Origin of the sequence: Psychrobacter sp. AOP7-A1-24, from assembly GCF_052376235.1 — a bacterium.
Classification (GTDB): Bacteria; Pseudomonadota; Gammaproteobacteria; order Pseudomonadales; family Moraxellaceae; genus Psychrobacter.
In genome coordinates this window covers 34,374-52,533 of the sequence record NZ_JBQSVM010000020.1, presented here as the reverse complement: position 1 = coordinate 52,533, position 18,160 = coordinate 34,374, and the positions used below count along the sequence as shown (strand labels likewise).

The 18,160-nt window shown below is 42.6% G+C and carries 13 protein-coding genes and 1 other RNA gene; 2 read left to right on the top strand and 12 right to left on the bottom strand.

Translation table 11 applies throughout. From position 1 onward, the window contains the following. Window positions 1-50 precede the first annotated feature (50 nt). The 10 genes from ACT3QQ_RS08560 to ffs form a co-directional block, all read right to left on the bottom strand. Window positions 51-1,730 carry an ABC transporter ATP-binding protein gene (locus tag ACT3QQ_RS08560; RefSeq protein ID WP_444527667.1) on the bottom strand — a complete coding sequence of 560 codons (1,680 nt, stop codon included), beginning with the start codon at window positions 1,728-1,730 and terminating at the stop codon, window positions 51-53. Between the two features lies 1 nt (window position 1,731). Beyond that, complete coding sequence (locus ACT3QQ_RS08555) at window positions 1,732-2,781, bottom strand: ABC transporter permease (RefSeq protein WP_444527676.1); 1,050 nt, start codon at window positions 2,779-2,781, stop codon at window positions 1,732-1,734. A 62-nt stretch (window positions 2,782-2,843) separates the two neighbouring features. Further along, complete coding sequence (yejB, locus tag ACT3QQ_RS08550) at window positions 2,844-3,914, bottom strand: microcin C ABC transporter permease YejB (protein ID WP_444527666.1); 1,071 nt, start codon at window positions 3,912-3,914, stop codon at window positions 2,844-2,846. A 103-nt stretch (window positions 3,915-4,017) separates the two neighbouring features. After that, entirely contained in the window at window positions 4,018-4,797 is a 780-nt protein-coding gene (gene gloB, locus ACT3QQ_RS08545; RefSeq protein ID WP_444527665.1) for a hydroxyacylglutathione hydrolase, read from the bottom strand. 152 nt (window positions 4,798-4,949) lie between these two features. Beyond that, window positions 4,950-6,782, bottom strand: coding sequence for an extracellular solute-binding protein (locus ACT3QQ_RS08540; RefSeq protein WP_444527675.1), 1,833 nt, complete (start codon window positions 6,780-6,782; stop codon window positions 4,950-4,952). Between the two features lie 292 nt (window positions 6,783-7,074). Continuing rightward, complete coding sequence (gene serC, locus ACT3QQ_RS08535; protein ID WP_444527664.1) at window positions 7,075-8,202, bottom strand: 3-phosphoserine/phosphohydroxythreonine transaminase; 1,128 nt, start codon at window positions 8,200-8,202, stop codon at window positions 7,075-7,077. Between the two features lie 91 nt (window positions 8,203-8,293). Further along, the gene (locus ACT3QQ_RS08530; protein WP_444527663.1) at window positions 8,294-9,157 is read right to left on the bottom strand and encodes a DNA polymerase III subunit psi; all 864 of its coding nucleotides are present in this window, start codon (window positions 9,155-9,157) and stop codon (window positions 8,294-8,296) included. A 114-nt stretch (window positions 9,158-9,271) separates the two neighbouring features. After that, window positions 9,272-12,091 carry a M48 family metalloprotease gene (locus ACT3QQ_RS08525; RefSeq protein ID WP_444527662.1) on the bottom strand — a complete coding sequence of 940 codons (2,820 nt, stop codon included), beginning with the start codon at window positions 12,089-12,091 and terminating at the stop codon, window positions 9,272-9,274. 145 nt (window positions 12,092-12,236) lie between these two features. Beyond that, window positions 12,237-12,833 (bottom strand): LemA family protein, encoded by a 597-nt coding sequence (locus ACT3QQ_RS08520; RefSeq protein WP_444527661.1) that lies wholly within the window; start codon window positions 12,831-12,833, stop codon window positions 12,237-12,239. A gap of 257 nt (window positions 12,834-13,090) precedes the next feature. Further along, an RNA gene (gene ffs, locus ACT3QQ_RS08515) (signal recognition particle sRNA small type) lies at window positions 13,091-13,187 on the bottom strand. A 308-nt stretch (window positions 13,188-13,495) separates the two neighbouring features. On the opposite strand from ffs, the gene ACT3QQ_RS08510 reads away from it, so the two are divergent. After that, the gene (locus ACT3QQ_RS08510) at window positions 13,496-14,212 is read left to right on the top strand and encodes an SIMPL domain-containing protein (RefSeq protein ID WP_444527660.1); all 717 of its coding nucleotides are present in this window, start codon (window positions 13,496-13,498) and stop codon (window positions 14,210-14,212) included. Between the two features lie 117 nt (window positions 14,213-14,329). Here ACT3QQ_RS08510 and ACT3QQ_RS08505 read toward each other — a convergent pair whose 3' ends face one another. Together ACT3QQ_RS08505 and glnA are read right to left on the bottom strand one after the other, a co-directional pair. After that, window positions 14,330-15,073: a DUF4124 domain-containing protein gene (locus tag ACT3QQ_RS08505; RefSeq protein ID WP_444527659.1), complete on the bottom strand. Its 744-nt coding sequence runs from the start codon at window positions 15,071-15,073 to the stop codon at window positions 14,330-14,332. A gap of 213 nt (window positions 15,074-15,286) precedes the next feature. After that, window positions 15,287-16,696 carry a type I glutamate--ammonia ligase gene (gene glnA / locus ACT3QQ_RS08500; RefSeq protein ID WP_444520753.1) on the bottom strand — a complete coding sequence of 470 codons (1,410 nt, stop codon included), beginning with the start codon at window positions 16,694-16,696 and terminating at the stop codon, window positions 15,287-15,289. 827 nt (window positions 16,697-17,523) lie between these two features. Here glnA and ACT3QQ_RS08495 point away from each other — a divergent pair. Beyond that, window positions 17,524-18,147, top strand: coding sequence for an anthranilate synthase component II (locus ACT3QQ_RS08495; RefSeq protein ID WP_444527658.1), 624 nt, complete (start codon window positions 17,524-17,526; stop codon window positions 18,145-18,147). Window positions 18,148-18,160 lie beyond the last annotated feature (13 nt).

The window sequence follows — 18,160 nt, the reverse complement described above, 5'->3', positions numbered from 1 at the left end:
TTGATTGATCAATCTAAGTGGTTATAAGTGGCTACATTAAGTCGTTCAAACTAGTCAGTACTTGCCTTTAACAATTGCTGAGTATAAGCATGTTGTGGATGATTAAAAAGATCCTCGGTACGTCCAGACTCTACGCAAAAGCCTTCTTTTAATACCATAATATGCTGACATAGAGCACGTACTACTTTGAGATCATGGCTGATAAAAACATAGCTTATTTGCAGTCTTTCTTGGATTTCTCGCAGTAAACTGACAACTGCTACCTGTGTGGTACTGTCGAGCGCAGAGGTAGGCTCATCCAATATAAGTAAACTGGGTTTCATAATGAGCGCGCGCGCCAGTGCCACGCGTTGACGCTGACCACCCGACAGCTCATGCGGATAACGCTGAGCAAATGCTAAAGGCAGATGTACCGTAGCAAGACTATCTAGTACTGCTTGCTGACGGGTGACTTTATCCACGCCTTGTACCAGCAATCCCTCTTCGACAATTTGCATGACCGTCATACGCGGATTAATACTGGCAAATGGATCTTGAAATACCATTTGTATCTGCGAGCGGAATGTACGTAGCGCTTTTTTAGACAATGTCGAGATATCTTGATCATTGATCACTATCTGCCCATTCACACATGCTTGGTTGCTCAATAGTTGGCTAAGCGCCAGCGCAATGGTGGTTTTGCCAGAGCCGGACTCTCCAACGATACCCAATGCCTGACCTTTTTGTAGCGTCATATCGACATCCTTGACCGCATCGAACCAGCGCTTGGTACCACCAAACAGACCTTTTTCAATTGGAAACTGTACGTTAAGATTACTCACTTCTAGTACGCTTGATTGTTTATCTGCGTTATCGTCTGCTATAACTAACGCTTGCCCAAAGTCTTGCTGAATGAGCGTACGAGTATAGTCGGCTTTAGGCTGATCAAATACCGTAGACGTTTGACCTTGTTCAATCGTTTGACCTTGGCGCATAACGATGACCTCATCACTATAGCGCCTGACCAAATTGAGATCATGACTGATCAATATCATCGCCATATTGTGCTGGCGTTTAAGATTGTCTAATAGCGCCAACACCTCATGCTGCAAAGTGACATCGAGTGCAGTCGTCGGTTCATCAGCAATTAGAATATCAGGCTGCTGAGCCAATGCCATGGCAATCATTACTCGTTGACGCTGACCACCTGATAGCTCATGTGGATAACGGTGCAACTTGTCAGCAGGATCAGCAATATTGACATCATTTAGCAAAGCGATGCTGGTTTCTCGCCATTGTTTCTTTGGTACACCGCTTAGTCGCAACGACTCAGCAATTTGTTTAGCGACCGTATGTAACGGATTTAATGCAGTCATCGGTTCTTGAAACACCACACCAATTCGCTGTCCACGAATAGACCGTAACGCAGTATTACGTGCTTTATCATTGACGATGGGCAATGTAGACATGCCAGCCGTACTTGCTAACTGAGCCTCACCAGTAATGGTCAAACTGTCTGGTAATAAACCTAGTAGCGCAAGACTGGCAATAGACTTCCCAGAGCCTGACTCACCAACAATAGCTAAGGTTTTGCCTTGTCTTAGCTCATAAGACAACGCATCAACTATCTGGATACCTGTAGTCGTCGTGATAGTAAGCTTGTCTACGGTTAGCATAAGCTTGTTTTCTGCATGATTGAGACGTTCATCTTGCGCGTTGTTCTGCTCGGTGGCGATGATATTTTCAGTCATATTAAGAACGCCTCGGATCAAATGCATCACGCAATGCTTCGCCGACGAAGATGAGCAGTGATAAAATAAAGGTCAAGCTAAAGAACCCTGACAAAGCAAGCCAAGGTGCATCAAGGTTGTTTTTCCCTTGTACCATTAGCTCACCAAGAGACGGCGAGCCAGGTGGCAATCCATATCCTAAGAAATCCAGCGCAGTCAAAGCGATAATATTGGCCGTTAAGATAAACGGCAACTGCGACAAACTAGAAGCTAGTGCATTAGGTAAGATATGTCTAAGCATAATCTGGCTGTCCGAAACGCCTAAATTGCGCGCAGCTCGCACATAGTCAAAGTTGCGGGCTCGCAAAAACTCTGCCCGTACCAAACCGACCAGTCCCATCCAGCCAAATAGTAACATCATGGCGAACAGCATAATAATGCTGGGACTAAACAGACTGACCAAAATAATAATCATAAACAGCTGAGGCATACCGCCCCATACTTCCATAAATCGCTGCCCTGCCAGATCTACCCAGCCGCCATAATAGCCTTGTACCGCACCAACGATAATCCCAATCAGTGCGCCCGCAAGCGTTAGGGCCAGACCAAACAATAACGACACTCGCATACCGTAAAGTATCCGTGCCAGCACGTCGCGTCCCATATCATCAGTACCAAGCCAGTTCTGAGCATTGGGTGCCGCTGGATAAGGCAAGCCAAGCTCGACATTCGGTGTCTGATCAGCAAACGGAATAGGCGGCATTATGTAAAACCCTTGCTCATCAATCAGCGACTGCACTGCAGGGTCTTTATAATTGGTTTCGGTCTCAAACACACCGCCAAATGTTGTTTCGGGATAGGCTTTTAATACTGGAAAGTAGTAGTCGCTTTGATACTGCACTAGTAATGGCTTGTCATTGGCAATGACATTAGCCGCCATGCAGATGACAAATATTACCGCAAAAACAAACAACGATATCACCCCAAGACGATTTTGGCGAAAGCGGTCTAGGCGCGCTTGCCATATAGGGTTCAAGCGTTGCTTTTTTGTGGTAGATAGCTGCTCAAGCATTAGCGATTTATCTGCTTCGCTATTAATACTACTATTCTTTGATGAAGATTGATTATTTGACATTAGCGGCCCTCAAAATCAATACGAGGATCGATTAAGTGATAACTTAAATCACTAATTAACTGCAATAGTAGCCCAACCAAGGTAAAGATAAATAGCGTACCAAATATCACTGGATAGTCGCGTTGTTGAATGGCTTCAAAACCCAGCAACCCCAAACCATCAAGTTTAAATATAATCTCAATCAAAAAGTTACCCGCAAAGAAAATACCAACGATAGCAGCTGGAATACCTGCAATAATAATTAGCATCGCATTGCGAAATACATGGCCATATAGCACTTGACGCTCACCCAATCCTTTAGCACGAGCGGTCAGTACATATTGCTTGCCCAGCTCCTCTAAAAAGCTAAATTTAGTCAAATAAGTCAAACCTGCAAAACCGCCTACCGTACTTGCCAGCAGCGGTAACGCCAAATGCCAAAAATAATCTTTTACTTTACCAAGCGCGCTTAGCTGATCGAAATTTTCGGACGTCAGTCCTTGCAGTGGAAAAATATTCCAATAGCTGCCACCTGCAAAGAACACCAGTAAAATCACTGCAAAGACAAATACTGGTATCGCATGTCCAATCGCCAGTAGCATGGCGGTGGCTTTATCAATGCTTGAGCCATGATGCATCGCTTTATAGACGCCTAGCGGAATGGCTATCATATAGAGGAGCAGCGTACTCCACAGTCCGAGCGATATCGAAACTGGCAGCTTCTCTACAATAAGATCGGTCACCGACTGCCCTTTAAAAAACGACTCACCAAAATCTAGCTGAGCATAGTTCTTTAGCATGAGCCAGAATCGCTCAGGAGCGGATTTGTCAAAGCCGTACTGGGCATTAATCGCGGCGACCATCTCCTCAGAGAGACCACGCGTTCCTTGATAAGTACTGTCGTTACCACCTGCACTGCCCGCGCCGATATTACTGCCAAGCGCGTTGTCTTTTGCGCCCTGCTCAATAAGCGCTAGCTGCTGCTCAACAGGTCCTCCTGGAGCCGCTTGTACGATTACAAAGTTGGCCAGTAATATCAAAAATAGTGTCGGTAATATCAGTAGTAGTCTTTTTAAGATATAACGACCCATAATGACGACTTCCTAAATAAAGAGAGAGGGCAATGATGTTCAGCAGCGAATTGCGGTGTGTTAAATAGGTGCTTAAAAGCAAACTATTTGTTAAAAACTTGCTTTAAAAGTTGTTTTTCAGCTCACGTAACGCTGCAAATATCGTCAATGACTTCTCATCATCGATAGGCATTTTGGATTTCACTCCTGCGATTACACTCGGCTCTTGTGTACGTAAAAAAACATTTATCGCGCGCTCGTGCTCTAGTGTCACTGGTAGCGTTGCCATGCCTTGCTCAGTTTGCGCCTCTGCTCGTGCTAATGCTTGCTGCATCGCTTCATTATCAGGTTCAATGGACAGACCAAAGCGCAGGTTGTTGGCCGTATACTCATGTGCAGGATATAGTAGCGTCTCATGAGACAACCCGTTCAAGCGCTTAAGACTCTCATGCAGTTGCTCAATCGTACCAGTAAAGACACGCCCACAACCTGCACTAAACAGAGTATCACCGCAGAAACAGTGCTTTTGTCCATCAATATCCAAGATATAGGCCATATGGCTAGCGGTGTGCCCTGATACATCCCAAACTTGCGCAGAGCAGCCCCATGCGCTCACTGTGCTACCATCTTTAATGGTTTGATCTTCATCGACGCCATGCTCACTATGCGCAACCAAATGAGTCATCGGATATGACTCCTGTAACTCTGCTACGCCGCCGATATGGTCGTGATGATGATGAGTGGTCCAAATCGATGTTAGTTCTAACTCGTGCATTTCTAGATAATCAATGACTGGCTGGGCTTGACCTGGGTCAATGACAATCGCCTGCTTATTATTTTCATTAATCAACGTCCAAATATAGTTATCATTAAATGCTTTGATTGGGTGAATGCGAATACTCATGTTAAATCCTTACCAGTAGTTATTTTTGTTAATCGTTATTTTGAACTATCTAATCTAGTTTTTATTCGAGAACAACAGCATATATTTGACAAAAACAACATATATACTTAGCTATCCGTTGTTACAGGGTCAGATCTTATCGTACATACTATCTATTGTTTTAAATATCTATTGATACGCCCTTCTGCCTCTTTATCGACCCACCAGTAATCGATACCCACTGCATTGGTCGGTAGCTTTTTGGTATGACGATACTGATCCCAATAGGCGACATTGGTACCAGACTTGCCGTATAGCGGTACGACATAATGTCCTGCGCGTAATAACCGATCTAGCACCTGCGTATATAATACAATCTCATCACGGTTTTTAGCATTACCAAGGGCAGCAACCACCTGATCGATAGCTGCATTTTTGATACCAGCACTATTATGGTTACCAGGCTCATCAGCAGCAGTGCTACCCCAATATGCTGCTTGCTCAGCACCAGGAGATAGACTTTGGGCAAAGACGTCCACGACCATATCATAATCGAAACGGCGCATACGCTCATAATATTGCGGACCATCGACTTGGCGCAAAGTAGCATCAAACCCTAAACGTTTTAGATTGCGGATATAAGGCAACAACACGCGGCCCATAGTCTCACCTGTCATCAAAACCTCAATCTGAGCAAGCGATCCATTAGGCTGATATAGTTTCATATCCTCATAATAAAACCCAGCTTCTAACAATAGCTTGCGTGCTTCTAACAACCCTTGACGATTGAAGCCATTACCATCACTGGTAGGCAACTGCCACTCAGCTAACGTTGCTTTACGTTGCATCGGTTCGAGTTCAGACAATAAAGGCGTCAATACCTGCATTTCTGCGTCAGATGGCGTACCCGTTGCGGCAAGCTCCGAGCCATGAAAAAAGCTTTGCAAGCGCTCATACTGCCCATGAAATAGAGTTTTATTCATCCATTCAAAATCATAAACGGCCGTCAGAGCTTGGCGAACTTTAATATCTTGAAAGATTGGGCGACGCATATTCATGACCAATGCTTGCATCGGCACTGGATTTTGGCTGGTTATCGTCTCTTTTTGAATAAGACCTGCTTTTACTGCGGGGAAATTATACCCAGTTACCCAGTTCGACGCTTTATTTTCAGGACGGAAACGATATTGACCAGATTTAAAACCTTCAAAAGCAATTTCATCACTTTGATAATAAACAAACTTGATCATATCAAAATTGTAGCGACCGCGATTGACCATCAAATCACGACCCCAGTAATTGGGATCACGTATATAACTTACCGAACGTCCCGCATCGACGCGTCCCAATTTATAAGGACCACTACCCATCAATGGCGTTAGACTGATTTTTTCGAAATCGGTATCTATAGAAGATTTGGCAAAAACAGGAAACTGCCCAACGGTTAGTAGAATTTCTTTGTTTTCAGCAGATGCAAAGACAAACTTTACTTGTTGATCATTAATAATTTGAATGTCTTTGATATCGCTCAGATAACTGCGAATATACATGGGACCTTTATTCAATATCGCCTCAAAGGTCGCTTTTACATCGCGACTGGTCACAGCAGACCCATCCCAAAAACGAGCATCAGGATTGAGATGATAGATAATCCAGCTCGTATCGTCCGGATCATATGTCACTTTGCTTGCCAGCTGCGGATACATGGTAAAAGCTTCATTCAACGAACCAGTCATTAAAGTATCATACAGATAGTCTGTGCCGATCATCGCGACGCCTGTAGTCATCCATTTGTTGGCGCTATTAAACGTACCGCGAGCATCTAGAGAAAGCGTGCCTCCTGATGGCGCTTTTGGATTAGCATAAGGTAAGTAAGGTGCATTGATGTACTCAGTGGGGCTATTATGACCAAGCGCTTTCGTCGTAATAGGTGCAGCGATACTGCTCGGTATCCAGCTGACAGTAATGGTTAGCAACATGGTTTTTAATAAGGTATTTTTCATTATCATGACGTTACAACAAACCTCTATGCTAACCAATATAAATATCAAAACGTAAAGCCTGACAGCAAAACAGCGTGATAGCAAAATTTTATCATAACAAACTTAGGTTTTTTCACCTAATGGTTTGCCGCGGATATCACTTAATGGTTATCACATGTCATTATTATCGCTACATACTAGTTTGACCAAACTGTCTGTTTATAAGTATAAAAAAGGCGCAACCATGATCGGTTGCGCCCTTCTTGATGTATGTTTTATATATGAAGACTTTATACGCTAGCAGTTACCATCTTGCTTACGCGTGCTTTTTTTCAAAGGCAATCATAAAGTCAACCAGCTGCTGTACCCACTCAAGTGGTACGGCATTATAGATACTGGCTCGCATACCGCCTACGTCACGATGACCCTTTAGATTTAACAAACCAGCTTCTTCTGACTCTTCTAAAAATACTTTATCGAGGCTGCTGTCTGCTAAGGTAAACGGTACGTTCATAATAGAACGATGCTTAGGATCTACTGGGTTATTATAAAAACTGCTCTCATCAATCGTTTTATAAAGTAAGTCGGCTTTTTGCTGATTGATTTTACCGATAGCAGCCACACCGCCCTGCTCTTCCAACCAATCAAACACTAGCCCTGCTAAGTACCAAGAGTACGTCGCTGGCGTGTTAGACATAGACTCTTTGTCAGCTTGGTGCTCATAGTTCAGCAGCATAGGACACCATTCGCTGGCCTGCCCCATCAAGTCATCACGAATAATGACAATAACCAATCCTGCAGGACCGATATTTTTTTGTGCGCCCGCGTAGATCATGCCAAATTTAGATACATCTATCGGCTGTGACAAGATACAAGATGACATATCAGCAATGATTGGCGCATCTACTTGTGGTGGCTCAAATATCTGTAGGCCATGAATCGTTTCATTGGCACAGTAGTGAAAATAAGCGGCGTCTTCACTGATATTCCAATCGCTTTGCGCTGGTACATCAGTAAAGTGACTCTCTTTACCAGTTGCAACTAAGTTAATCTCGCCTAGACCTAGCGCCTCATAGCGCTTGGCTTCTTTGATCGCTTTGCCTGACCATGCGCCTGTCGTCAAATAGTCACCACGTCCACCGTTTAGCAGGTTCAATGGAATCGCCGAAAACTGTAAGCTAGCGCCGCCTTGCAAAAACAGCACTTTATAGTTATCTGGTATTTCCATCAGCGAGCGCAGCTTAGCTTCCGCTTTGTCAGTAATGGCCATATACTCTTTGCTACGGTGACTCACTTCCATGACCGATAGGCCGCGACCTTGCCAATCAAGCAGTTCACTCTGCGCGCGCTCTAATACGGATGTTGGCATGGTAGCAGGGCCAGCGCAAAAATTCGGCAGGCGATGCGGTGTGGCAGTTGCTGTAGACGTTGGGGTTGTAGGCATAATCACAGTCCTAGGTATGATGAAATAAAAGGATGTTTTTATTTCAGTTTGTTGGTAAAGGCATTGGTGTCGATGTTAGTTTTCATATAACTCAACGAGATATCTGCTCCCACAGCTGACGTTTAGTATTACTGTCTGCGAGCATTTCTTCTAATGTCGGTACAGTGATCAGATTGGGATGTTGGAGGCCGTCAGGTAGCGCGGTCAGTGCAGCAACTTGTATCTCTTCACTTCGGCCAAGTCGAAAGATATATCCTGCAAGACTGGCATTGGCAAGCTCAGCAGTATCCATACCATCACAAATTGGAAATGATGTCATCTCGCAAGTGATTGATAGCGCTTCAGTGATATTTTTCCATAATTTCTGACTGTCACTATTCAGTGCTTTGATATCAACCAATATTACCCAGTCACCATAGCGGCCACCCTGCAGGTCAAATGGCACTACTTTTTTTAAGCTCTCGTCATTTACACGGTCATCACTATTACTTTGCGGAAAATTACTCTGCGCAAATTGAGGTTGCTCAATAGGTGCATTCGTTGAAGTAACATCAGTTTGGTTGGACACAGCACTTGAACTAACCGTACTCGAATCAACAGTATCAAAGCTATAAGTAACAGGGCTTTGTTCACTAGCCATCTGTTCAATGGTAGCTAGCGAACCGGTATCATGCTCATCTGCAACATAGTCACTAACATTGTAATCATTGATATCATAACCGTCAGACGGTTGATCAACTGTGCCTACAGCTTTAGCGCTCACTACTTCGTTGTTATTAGACTCAATATCAGTAGAGTCAGCATTTAATGGCTTAGCCGAAGCTGTCGTAATATCAGCCATATTGATGGTTTCTGACTCAGGCTGTACCCACTGATTGATACCCATCATCGCTAGAATTTGGCGTTGCTGCACACGGCGCTGTAATACAGTTAGCGGGTCTTGGGTATCACTCATTCGACTCTACTATCCTACTCGTTTTGTTTATATCATTTATAGATGTTTTTATGGTTTTGGCAGCTCTCACTGAGTATGCATCACACTATTAATCAAATATTAGATCCATACCCATCAAAACAGCTGCCGAATACCAAGGCAACGCTCTGATATTGCCAGCAAACAATCGTATTCATCTTGGCTGATTATCGTATCGTGTAACATCATTGTATGCAATGTACTTAGCCATTGTCGATACTCATTATGAGTCGGCTGGTTCATCTCACTTTCATTATAATCTATTTGGCTACCATCCTGTTGCTTCTCTCGATAATTATCAACATTCTGTGCATCTACCAAGCGTGTGGCAGAGTGCTTAGCAGAGACAGGAACCGCAGATACAATCGCCAATAACTGAATGCTATTTAAGTGCTGTGCGGTCAACAATAGCCACTGTAAATTGAGATCGCTTACTGTCATGAGATCAATATCAATCAAGCGCGCATGACGTCTTAAATCTACAATATAATGTGCCACACTGTCGTTACCTTCACTCAATAAAGATCGGTCATGCAATGAGATCATCTGGCCTTTTACATCTTTTGATAGTCGATAAGCCAATAAAACGATAACCGACACGTCTGATGTATTCAGACTTGTAAATACTTGACCTGAAGGATCTAATTGCGCTCTTACATCTTCCATACCAGTCTTCAGCATCTGCGGCCATAGATCCTGCGCATCGGTATCTTGTAAAACTTCGAACAATATCGGTAGCAACTGCTGCAAATGTAGCGCTTGCCATAGTGACAATATTGGTGATTTTTGATGTGCTAACGCTGACGAATTATTCAGAGCAATTGCGACTGAATGAGCGTCATCACTAGGTATGTTTTGATCTGACGAATCATGGGTCAAGCTTTTGGTTAAGTCAGATGTCAGATGTTGGTTAAATAACTCAAATATGCCCTGCTGATAGCGCAACAACATCGTACGGCATTTTTCTTGTTTTTTATAGTGCTGATGACTGTCGTGACTATGATCGTCTTTACTTTTGAGCTTTAAATCTTCGATAAATAGTTCAGATACATCCTGTTGACGTAATTGGTTTAAAGCGATCTCAATCAAAGCACTATCCAGACGCCTATCCAAACTGGCGACTACTGTCATCAGCTTAGTATCTATCGTATGCGGTAATATTTGCTCATGATTAATAGTGTCAGTCTTAATATACAAGCCTTCATTCCAAATATCATTCAAATTATAAGTGGCAATCGTTGATAAAGGTTGATACTGATGACAAAGTAAAACAGCTTCGATTAATGCTAGCGCACCTAAAGGATGGTGACTATGATTGAGTATATATTGAGGTAGCGATACCTTTGGAATATCGCTAGCTTCAATTAGTGTGTTTTCTGGTAGGTCAGCGTCAGGTTTAGACTGCCACGGTTTTAACAGCTGATGAGTACCAACGTCTTCGGCCTGTACTTGAAGCCACCCATCAATTACTACATCAGTTTCTACGGCAAACTCTAAACCATCATCAACTTCTGATTGACCACTATCTTTACGATTGTCGCTTGTAGACTCAACAGGAGTTTTCCTGTCACTTTTCTGTTTAGTGTCGCCTGTATTAATCGTTGCAGCCGTTTGAATCTCAAATACTGACGAATGCTGCACGTTTTTTTCTGGGAAATCTTCACTTAAGCTATTTTCTTTTGTTGCTCCCCAATCACCTAAGCGGCGTTGCCTATATATTTCTTTGACCTTTTGCTGATTTATTCGCTTTTCTTTGGCAATTTGTACCGCGAACTTATGATAAGCATCCGCATTAATCGCGCTCATACGCTCAGTCAAGCTTGGATGAGTGGCAAACCACGACACATCACCTAGGTCCGCCCCACTACTAGCGAAGAAAAAATGGCTGAGTCCATTGATATCAGCAATGCCAGACAAACGTGAGCCGAGCGAGTCTTGATGAATAGCTTGTAAGGTTTCGATAATCGCAGGTATACGTGTCAATTGCACACTGGTCGCATCAGCGAGTAGCTCACGCTCACGATTAAAACTGTGCTTAATCAACTGCGCGCTTGCCATACTAGAGAAGCTCAAGCCATGTAGTAGCAATGTCCAGATACTACGCGGGGTTTGACGATCTATTATAGGTGGTGTTTGTATCCACTTAGACTGCCGCTTGGCTGAGGACTGCTGTTGTTGTGATTGCTGCTGCCAGTAGGCGACCCATTCACTATGCGTGGTGAAATTGGCGGTTTGCGCCTCTGTGTTACGTGCCAGCGTATCAACCTGTCTCTGTGGTAGAGGCTTTTGGGAGATATTATCGCTATCAAAATAACGATGATTAGATATTGGGTCACTCCAGTCATATAGTATCTGCAAGCCTGCCAATACCACCATTAGCTGTAGATTGAACGTTGCGTCACCGTGCAGTATATGACCATATTCGTGGCCAATAAGTCCGTATAACGCTTCATCAGACAATTTATCTAGCGCGCCTTGGGTAACGACGAGCACCATATCTTGGCTATGGCGACCAGCGACGAAACCATTGATACCCTGCTCATCAGGTAGCACGTACAAAATCGGTGTGCGCAAACCTGCTGCAATCGCTAACTGCTGGGCAACTTCATAATAGCGACGATAAACGGGCGGAAAATCACGCTCATCACGCACGGCTATATGACGTGAACTATAGCGAACCTTTTTTTCAGCTTCGTGTTGATGAGCGAGTCCTTGGCTGTGCTCCCATGGCGCTTGACTGTTATCGATGAACAGCCTAACTGCTCCTACTCGCCGAGCAATAGCACGACCACCTGCTCTCAGGCGTCGATACTCTAAAAAACTACCACCAACGAAACTACCTAACGTCAAAACAATGACCAGAACCAATACCCAGTGATATATACCGCCTGTAAACACAGTTAGCAGTATAGACATAACAGCCAGTCCTACCACTATATGAGCAAGTACAATCAGAAAAAACAGTCCATATAGTAAGAGACTGCGACGCGTACGTATCCGCTGTTCACCAAAAAAATCCATCAGATTAGGCTGCCTAGAGTTCGCCAAAATTATCTAAACCTTAGCCCATATCGACAATCGGTGCCTGAGCAATCGCTTCTCTATCTTCGAATACCAACTGACTGAGTGGACGAAAGCTAAAAGTTGTACTAACGAGGTTATTGGGGAAGACTTCGCGATCATTATTATAAAACATCACGCTGTCATTATAATGCTGACGCGCGAACCCGATGCGATTCTCTGTATTGGTTAGCTCATCCATAAGCTCCTTGATCATACTATCGGCTTTTAGCTCTGGATATGCTTCGACGACAGCAGAAAACTGACTCAACGCCTTGGATAACATACCTTCTGCTTTTGCAAATAGTGCCATGTGCTCTAGTGAGTCTGGCTGATGCTTATTAGAATCTTGTAAATCTTGGGCATGATTACGCGCACTAATGACTCGTGTTAGCGTTTCTTCTTCATGACTCAAATAACGCTTGGCGGTCTCGACCAAATTTGGAATCAGATCATGACGACGCTTCAGTTGCACATCTATTTGAGCAAAGCCGTTTTTTGCTTGGTTACGTGCTCGTACCAATCTATTGAAAATGGATACCCCAAACACAAAGACCAACACCACAAATACAATGAATAGCCAAACAAACATCTTCATAACTGAACTCCAAGGTGTCTAGAATGTTAATAAAAAGTTAATACATTGTATTTTAACTCATATTAATTAATAAAACCTCGGAACTAGAAAGGAAATCGAATAAAAAATTCATTCTAAAACCAAATGAGTAATTAGATAAGCATCAGACAAAATATTGTCCAAAAAAAAGCCCTTTACAATGAAGGGCTTAATACATCACAAATAGATCTTTTGTATTTTATTAAAATAAATATCAAATTTCAGGCAAAAAAAAGCGACTCCAAAAGCACATCCTCGGCACACATTGTGACTATTACCGTTGCTACCTTCCGGTCCTGGCGGGATTCATAGAACAATGTTGCGAGGCTACCAATGGAGCCACCAGTCGCAAATTATACAAGAAATTTTTAATTTTACAACCCCTATTTTAAAACTGATTGTTTTAGGCCTCAAATAGTTCTTCAATTTAGTTCATCAGCTCATATTATCAGCGTCTGAGCACGAATGATGTCAGTAACTTAGGTCACAAAATTCTCACAGCAACTTATATAAATTTTGCTACTTTAGTGAATGAAATTGTACCCATATTGATGTTTAGGGAGTAATAGGGACAATTTTCCGTGTATAAATGGACTATGAGAATTATCGTTTATATATTTTTAGAACTAACTTAGGAGATAAAAATGAAAAACACTTTGTTGAATAAAGCAGCACTCGCTTCTGGTACGGTTTGCCTCATGACAGCGATGATGGGTAGCGCTCATGCAGAACCAACAGGCTACGACCAACTGACGTTTCAGACAGAGATAAAAGAAGATATTCAGAACGATGAAGTACAAGCCAGTTTGTACAAGAAAGCACAAGCCACTGATTCTAAGACTTTATCTACAATGCTCAATACCTCAATCAATAATGCCATGAAAATTGCCAAGCGCTACCCTAGCGTAACCGTGAGCACAGGACAGCAGCGCACCTATCCACGCTACGACAAAAATAATAAAATCATTGGCTGGACAGGTCAGGCAAACATAGACTTAAAGAGTACAGACTTTTCAGCGACTAGCCAGCTCATTGCTGACTTACAAGAAACCTTAGTGATGAACAACCTTAATTTTGGTGTATCAGATACTAAAAAGGATGCTTTAGAGCAAAAGTTAATGACCGAAGCCTCGCGTGCTTTTCAGCAGCAAGCTAAGAGTCTTACCCGCGCTTGGGATGCTCGTGGCTACCGTGTCGTCAATGTCAACCTAAACACAGGTAGCAACTATCCACGTCCGATGTACAGCGCTATGAGCATGAAAGCAGACTCGCTTGAATCTTCTGTACCAAGCCAAAGCTTTGAGTCTGGTAACAGCACTATCTCAGTAACTGCCAACGGCACCATCGAGTTAACTAAATAAAATAATTTATACTTAAATAAGCGATTTACATTAAAAAAGGTAAGCATACTTAATGGTGCTTGCCTTTTTATTTTGCTAGCGATATCTATTCATAACATTCAATCATTATTGAGACCATTACTGAGACTTAGCAACTTCCTGTTGACGCAGTTTTAGCATCAGTTTTTGATACCAAGCTAGCTTTTGATAAGCCAATAGCTGCTCTGCTTTTCTTTTATTGTCCTGCAATGTGGTTGTATTTTGAATCACGTATACAGTACATATAATTTGCTCAAGTGTTTGGCCAGTTTCGCTTTGTACAACCACATTGATTGTATGAGCGCCTGGTAAAACATCAACAGTAGCAATAGACGCGCTCAAGCCTTGTGCAACCTCTTCATCATCAAAGTAAATGCTGACACTATCACCTGCCTGTAACGCAGGCTTAACCTGTACATTGACATCGATATTCTGTACTGGACGACGATAAGCTCTCTCTTCACTAGGTTCAATAATGGCTAACTGATAGTTTACTGGTGTGGTAACCCTAGTATTTATTGTAGGCGACCCAGTAGTAGTCGCTGTCTGCGACGCACTTGATGATTGGCGACTTGTATTAGAATCGGTTGTCGTATTCAGACTAGTTGATCTGCTCGTCTTATTACCTGTCGTAATAGCCATTTGACTGACTTGTTTGCCAGCTTGCTGCTCATAATCCTGCGGACGGTCGGTAAAGGTGACTTGACCGGTTTGCTCATCGACTATTTTATAAATAGGTGCGGCATTGGTGAGAGATGCATAAAGGCTAACGGTAGTAACCACCGTCCATAACCCAACTTGCATCTTACCTTTTAAGAAACTCGATTTTGCTAATAACGTCATAATCCCTCAGCCTAGATAGTGTCTACTATTAATATAATTTTATAAAACTATTATGCGTGAGTTTTGACATGAAATCAGTAGTGATTTCAAAGAAAATTCATCAATCACATTGATATACTTTATTAGTAAGCATAAAAAAACCAGCTAAGAATAACTTAGCTGGTTTTGTTGACTCAAAGTTGGCCCAAAATAACTGAGTGTTTTAGCGGCTAATTAGCAGCTGTAGTACATATCAAACTCAACTGGATGTACAGTCACATTCAGACGTTGTACTTCTTCTTCTTTCAAAGCGATAAATGCTTCTAGCATGTCTTCAGTGAACACATCACCTTTTAACAAGAAGTCATGATCATCTTTCAATGCTTGCAATGCAACATCTAAGCTTTCTGCCACTGTTGGGATTTGTGCTTCTTCTTCTGGTGGCAAGTCATACAAGTTCTTATCAGCAGCTTCACCTGGATGCATTTTGTTTTGGATACCGTCAAGGCCAGCCATCAACAATGCAGCAAACGCTAAGTATGGGTTAGCTGTTGGATCAGGGAAACGTGCTTCAACACGGACCGCTTTCGGGCTACTTACGTGTGGAATACGGATAGACGCTGAACGGTTAGACGCTGAATAAGCAAGCTTGATAGGTGCTTCGTAATGTGGCACTAAGCGTTTGTAACTGTTCGTTGATGGGTTGGTAATTGCATTCAATGCACGAGCGTGCTTGATGATACCGCCAATGAAGTACAATGCTGTTTCAGATAGGCCAGCATATTCATCACCAGAGAACGTGTTTACGCCATCTTTTGCGATTGACATATGTACGTGCATACCTGAACCGTTATCACCAACGATTGGCTTAGGCATAAAGGTAGCTGTTTTACCAAACTGATGCGCAACATTATGCACAACATACTTCAATTGTTGAACTTCATCCGCTTTACGTACCATCGTGTTGAATGCAACACCGATCTCAGACTGGCAAGAAGCAACTTCGTGGTGATGAACTTCAACTGAACCTTCACCAACGATTTCTTCGATGCGTTCACACATAACAGCACGCATATCATGTGAGCTGTCGATTGGTGGTACTGGGAAATAACCGCCTTTTACACGTGGGCGGTGAGCCATGTTGCCCCACTCGTAAGTCTCGTTAGTCGACCATGCTGCTTCTTCCGCCGTGATTTTATGACTAACGCCAGACATATCGACTGACCATTTAACATCATCAAATACAAAGAATTCAGGCTCAGGACCGAAGTAAGCAGTATCACCGATACCAGTAGATTTCAAATACTCTTCAGCGCGACGGGCGATAGAGCGTGGGTCACGGTCATAACCTTGTAGCGTTGATGGCTCGATGATATCGCAAGTCACTACCACAGTCACCGCGTCATAGAACGGATCAACAAAAGCAGTTTCTGGATCAGGACGTAAGATCATATCTGACGCTTCGATACCCTTCCAACCGGCGATTGATGAGCCATCAAACATTTTACCATCTTCCATAACATCTTCATCAACGGTATGCGCTGGGAAGCTGATATGCTGCTCTTTGCCGCGTGTATCAGTAAAGCGAAAATCAACCCATTTAGCATTAGAGGATTGAATAAGATCTAATAGTTTATTCGACATGAATAGTCTCCGTTGTGTTGATCACGTAATTGCGATTTAAAATTATTAATATGGTGTTCATGTTCCAGAATGTCAGATGTGCTCTCAATACTAAAATAGCGCATTCGATATTATGCTTATTATCAGCACTATTTTACGTATTAGTCAAGATGCTCATCTAAAGCGTTTACTCAATCAGACCAATATTTATGCATATGGTCTAACATACGCCAATTCACTCCTAACGACATTCTAGCAATATACAACTCATAATACTGAACTCTAAGGCTCCTGTTAATAATTATTTTTAGACCAGCTTTCTGTCTTTAAAAATAATCATAGCAGCGATACTGCAAGGCTTATGCCAATGTATTAACCACTTAATCATAGGTGTAGTTAAGTATTGATACAATCATTAATAATTACAGCAATTTACATTATATGCAACGTTGAATATTAATTAATTGTCGTTAAATTGAGTTTTAAAACAGCACTTAATTAAAGCACTAACTGTGAACTTTTAGCACTTAATTGGTGCAAATATAAACACACCTATGGTTTTAATGCTATTTTTTGGTGCAATGCCGATAGTTAAATTTATAACATTATCCCTTATCAAACTATCCTTGTTATCAATGCAATAATAAAAAATGTATTTTTACTTGGTGCTTACTTAGATAGCCTACACCCTACATTTGATAGAAAACAAAATAGTGGTAAGATAACCGCGCGCAAGACTGCCCTCTGCTATCATCGTAGCTGCTTGTTTTTGACAATTAAGTGCCTCGATAACAGTGAGAAAAAATTTCATATTAAAAATATAATAAAACTGATAAGTTGAATCCTTAATGATTTTGATGATCGATAATTACGATAGCTTTACGTACAATATCGTACAGTACTTCGGTGAGCTACAGCAGGACATCACTGTTTGGCGTAATGATCAGGTCAGCATTGAGCAGATTAAAACCCTCGCACCTGACGCCATTGTGATTGGCCCAGGTCCGTGTGATCCTGACCGTGCGGGTATTTCACTGCAAACCATTGAAACGTTTAAAGGGATTATTCCTATATTGGGTATTTGCTTGGGTCATCAAGCTATCGGTCAAGCCTTTGGCGCTCAAGTGGTCAAAGCTGGCGAAGTCATGCATGGCCGCTTATCAGCTATTTATCACAACGAGCAAGGTGTGTTTGCTGGCTTACCTAACCCGTCACAGGTGACGCGTTATCATTCGCTTGTCATCGATAAGACAAGCCTACCAGACTGCCTTGAGCTCACCGCATGGACACAAAATGCCGATGGTAGTATTGAGGAAATCATGGGTATTCGCCATAAAGAGTTTGCTGTAGAAGGCGTTCAGTTCCATCCTGAATCGATATTGAGCGAAGCAGGTTACCAATTGCTCAATAACTTTTTACAGACTCACGGCTTGGCTACGCTGACGTCCGATGAGCTTCCACAAGTTGGTTAGACTCGATTAAAAG